4 protein-coding genes and 1 pseudogene are annotated in these 4,093 nt (G+C 62.0%); all 5 read right to left on the bottom strand.

The features are described 5' to 3' along the window. Positions 1-39: 39 nt before the first annotated feature. On the bottom strand, positions 40-942 hold the full coding sequence (sucD, locus tag EN994_RS20940; protein WP_013528849.1) for a succinate--CoA ligase subunit alpha: 903 nt from the start codon (positions 940-942) through the stop codon (positions 40-42). Positions 943-983: 41 nt separating this feature from the next. After that, complete coding sequence (locus tag EN994_RS20935; protein ID WP_013528848.1) at positions 984-1,355, bottom strand: cupin domain-containing protein; 372 nt, start codon at positions 1,353-1,355, stop codon at positions 984-986. Positions 1,356-1,359: 4 nt separating this feature from the next. Further along, the gene (sucC, locus tag EN994_RS20930) at positions 1,360-2,553 is read right to left on the bottom strand and encodes an ADP-forming succinate--CoA ligase subunit beta (RefSeq protein ID WP_024504973.1); all 1,194 of its coding nucleotides are present in this window, start codon (positions 2,551-2,553) and stop codon (positions 1,360-1,362) included. Between the two features lie 43 nt (positions 2,554-2,596). Continuing rightward, positions 2,597-3,565, bottom strand: coding sequence for a malate dehydrogenase (mdh, locus tag EN994_RS20925; RefSeq protein ID WP_013528846.1), 969 nt, complete (start codon positions 3,563-3,565; stop codon positions 2,597-2,599). Positions 3,566-3,933: 368 nt separating this feature from the next. Further along, positions 3,934-4,093, bottom strand: a pseudogene (locus tag EN994_RS20920) (cell division protein ZapE); the annotation flags it as partial.

The following is a 4,093-nucleotide window of genomic DNA, read 5'->3' as shown; positions in this document are numbered from 1 at the left end:
ATTTTCCCTACTGCCCTACTCCCTTACTCCCCTACTCCCTTACCCTTTGATCGCTTCGACCAAGGTCGTGCCCAGCCTTGCCGGCGACGGCGAAACTTTTATCCCGGCCGATTCCATCGCCGCGATCTTGTCTTCGGCGCCGCCCTTGCCGCCGGAGATGACCGCGCCGGCGTGGCCCATGGTGCGGCCGGCCGGCGCCGTGCGCCCGGCGATGAAGCCGGCCATCGGCTTCTTGCGGCCACGCTTGGCTTCGTCCTTGAGGAACTGCGCGGCGTCTTCCTCGGCCGAACCGCCGATCTCGCCGATCATGATGATCGACTTGGTCTCCTCGTCGGCGAGGAACATCTCGAGCATGTCGATGAACTCGGTGCCTTTGACGGGGTCGCCGCCAATGCCGACGGCGGTGGTCTGGCCGAGGCCGACATTGGTGGTCTGGAACACTGCCTCATAAGTAAGCGTTCCCGACCGCGAAACAACGCCGACCGAGCCCTTGCGGAAGATGTTTCCGGGCATGATGCCGATCTTGCATTCGTTGGGCGTCAGCACGCCCGGGCAGTTCGGGCCGATCAGCCGCGAGGTCGAACGGTCGAGCCTGGCCTTGACCCTGATCATGTCCATCACCGGTATGCCTTCGGTGATGCAGATGATCAGCGGGATCTCGGCCTCGATCGCTTCGAGGATGGCTTCGGCGGCGCCTGCCGGCGGCACATAGACGACGGACGCATTGGCACCGGTCTTTTCCTTGCCCTCGGCGACGGTGGCGAAGATCGGCAGGCTTTCGCCCTTCGCGCCGGTCCACGTCTCGCCACCCTTCTTGGGATGGATGCCGCCGACCATTTTCGTGCCGTGATAGGCCAGCGCCTGTTCGGTGTGGAACGTGCCGGTCTTGCCGGTCAGGCCCTGCACCAGCACCTTGGTGTTCTTGTCGACGAGGATGGACATGGGAGCCCTTTTCTAAAAACCGTTGATCGAGGAAAACATGGTCAGAGCCGCTTCAAGTCGGCGACGGTGAGGTCGCTCTTGGCGTTGCCGGTGTTGAGCGTCGTTGCCGGCTCGAACATCAGCACCACGGGCTCAACGGTGAGCGAGCGCGGCCGGTGTTCGACGCCGCGCGGCACGACGATGAAATCGCCCTCGCCGAGTTCGACCGGGCCGTCGCGGAAATCGATGGCAATACGCCCACGCAGCACGAGGAAGGCTTCGTCCTCATTGTCATGCGCGTGCCAATCGAAGACCTCGCCGAACTTGGCGACCTTCGCCTGGCTGTCGTTGACGTCGCCGGCGATATGCGGATCGAAGACCTTCTTGATCTTTTGATCCGCAGCCTCGACCAGGTTTATCTTATGCGGAGGCACCAGATCAGCCCTTCACCGCCGCCACGATCTTCTTGGCTGCATCGTCGAGATCGTCGGCCGACACCACGTTCAGGCCGCTGTCGTTGATGATCTTCTTGCCCAGCTCGGCATTGGTGCCTTCCAGGCGCACCACCAGCGGCACTTCCAGGCCGACTTCCTTGACCGCGGCAATGACGCCCTCGGCAATGATGTCGCACTTCATGATGCCGCCGAAGATGTTGATCAGGATGCCCTTGACCGCCGGATCCCTGGTGATGATCTTGAACGCCGCCGTCACTTTTTCCTTGGACGCACCGCCGCCGACATCGAGGAAGTTGGCGGGTTCGGCGCCATAGAGCTTGATGATGTCCATCGTCGCCATGGCAAGGCCGGCGCCGTTGACCATGCAGCCGATATTGCCGTCGAGCGCGACATAGGCGAGGTCGTATTTCGACGCCTCGATTTCCTTCTCGTCCTCTTCGGTGGTGTCGCGCAGTTCGAGCACGTCGGGGTGACGGAACAGCGCGTTGTTGTCGAACGACACTTTTGCGTCGAGCACGCGCAGCCGGCCGTTCTTCATGACGATCAGCGGATTGACCTCGAGCAGGCTCATGTCCTTCTCGACGAAGGCCTTGTAGAGGATCGGGAACAGCGTATCGCCGTCCTTGGCCGCATCGCCGTCGAGCTTGAGCGCGCCGTTGAGCGCCTTCAGGTCGGCTGAAGTGACACCTTTTTCCGGGTCGATGGCGACGGTGATGATCTTTTCCGGCGTGTCATGCGCGACCGCCTCGATGTCCATGCCGCCCTCGGTCGAGACGACGAAGGCAATGCGGCCGACCGAACGGTCGACCAGGATCGACAGATAGAGCTCGCGTTCGATGTCGGCGCCGTCTTCGATATAGAGGCGGTTGACCTGCTTGCCGGCCGGGCCGGTCTGCTTGGTCACCAGAGTGTTGCCCAGCATCTCGTTGGCGTTGGCGACGACATCGGCCACCGATTTCGCCAGCCGCACGCCGCCCTTGGCGTCCGGGCCGAGCTCGGTGAATTTGCCCTTGCCGCGGCCGCCGGCATGGATCTGGCTCTTCACCACATAGAGCGGGCCCGGCAGCGCCTTGGCGGCGGCTTCCGCTTCGCTCGCCTTGAACACCGGCACGCCTTCGGCCACCGGCGCGCCGAACGACTTCAGCAGTGCCTTGCCCTGATACTCATGGATGTTCATCTGTATGGTCTCCGGATCGACTGGGGGTTCACTTACTGGAGATTCATTTGGAGGCGAGTTGCGGCGCGATCTTGACGCAGGCCTCGGTCAGGCCCTGCACCGTCGCCACGGAGGAGTCGAACATCTTCTGCTCGCTCTTGTTGAGCTCGATCTCGATGATGCGCTCGACGCCGCCGGCGCCGATCACCACGGGAACGCCGACATAGGTATTCTTGACGCCATACTGGCCGGAGAGATACGCCGCACAGGGCAGCACGCGCTTCTTGTCCTTGAGATAGGCTTCGGCCATCGAGATCGCCGAAGCGGCCGGCGCGTAATAGGCCGAGCCGGTCTTGAGCAGGCCGACGATCTCGGCGCCGCCGTCGCGGGTGCGCTGCACGATCTGGTCGAGCTTCTCCTTCGAGGTCCAGCCCATCTTGATGAGGTCGGGCAGCGGAATGCCCGATACCGTCGAGTAGCGGATCATCGGCACCATGGAATCGCCGTGGCCGCCGAGCACGAAGGCGGTGACGTCCTCGACCGAGACCTTGAATTCCTCGGCCAGGAAATAGCGGAAGCGCGCGCTGTCGAGCACGCCGGCCATGCCGACGACGTGGCTGTTGGGCAGGCCTGAGAACTTCTGCAGCGCCCACACCATGGCGTCGAGCGGGTTTGTGATGCAGATGACGAAAGCCTTCGGCGCATACTTCTTCAGCCCGGCGCCGACCTGCTCCATGACCTTAAGGTTGATGCCCAGAAGGTCGTCGCGGCTCATGCCGGGCTTGCGCGGCACGCCGGCGGTGACGATACAGACGTCGGCGCCTTCGATGCCGGCATAGTCGTTGATGCCGGTGAGCCTGGAGTCGAAGCCATCGACAGGCGACGACTGCGCGATATCGAGCCCCTTGCCCTGCGGGATACCTTCGGCAATATCGAACAGCACCACGTCGCCGAGGTCCTTGAGGCCGATCATGTGAGCGAGCGTGCCGCCGATCATGCCAGAGCCGATAAGCGCTATCTTGTTGCGTGCCATGTGAGGATGTTTTCCCTTTGTCGGTGACGACGTCTCAAATCTCTGTGACTTGATGGCGGCGTCGAAGAAGAGGCCGGAATGCTGCGGGGAACCGCGAATTTTCGCCGCACCCAATAGCCCCGGCACGGAAAAAATTCAAACGATTATTTTGGCGTCAGTGTTTTCAATCGGTTAGATCATTTGGGATTTACGTAAACGTCAAAGTTTGTAAGCCGACTTGGGAGGAAATAACCGACGAAGATGGAAATCGTAAGGCTGAATGCGGGTAATGACGCCCTTGTGATGCGGGTGGCCGAGGAGGTTCGAGTTGTAGACGTTGGCATGACAGAGAGGGGCAAAGGATCGCTACCGATGCATTCCCTGGAAATTCAGGCCTGCGCCTGCTGTGCCTCTGGCGCCGGCTTCCCTTTCTGCCGCTCCGCCCAATCCTCCAGCCAGTCGCGGCTTTGCATCTCGATCAGCCGCGATGCGGTGCGCTCGAACTCGAAGACCTCCACGCCGCGCTTGGCGGCATAAAGCGCTTGCGGC

The organism is Mesorhizobium sp. M7A.F.Ca.CA.002.09.1.1, from assembly GCF_003998555.1.
GTDB classification, from domain to species: Bacteria; Pseudomonadota; Alphaproteobacteria; order Rhizobiales; family Rhizobiaceae; genus Mesorhizobium; species Mesorhizobium ciceri.
This window is presented reverse-complemented; position numbering and strand designations above follow the sequence as displayed.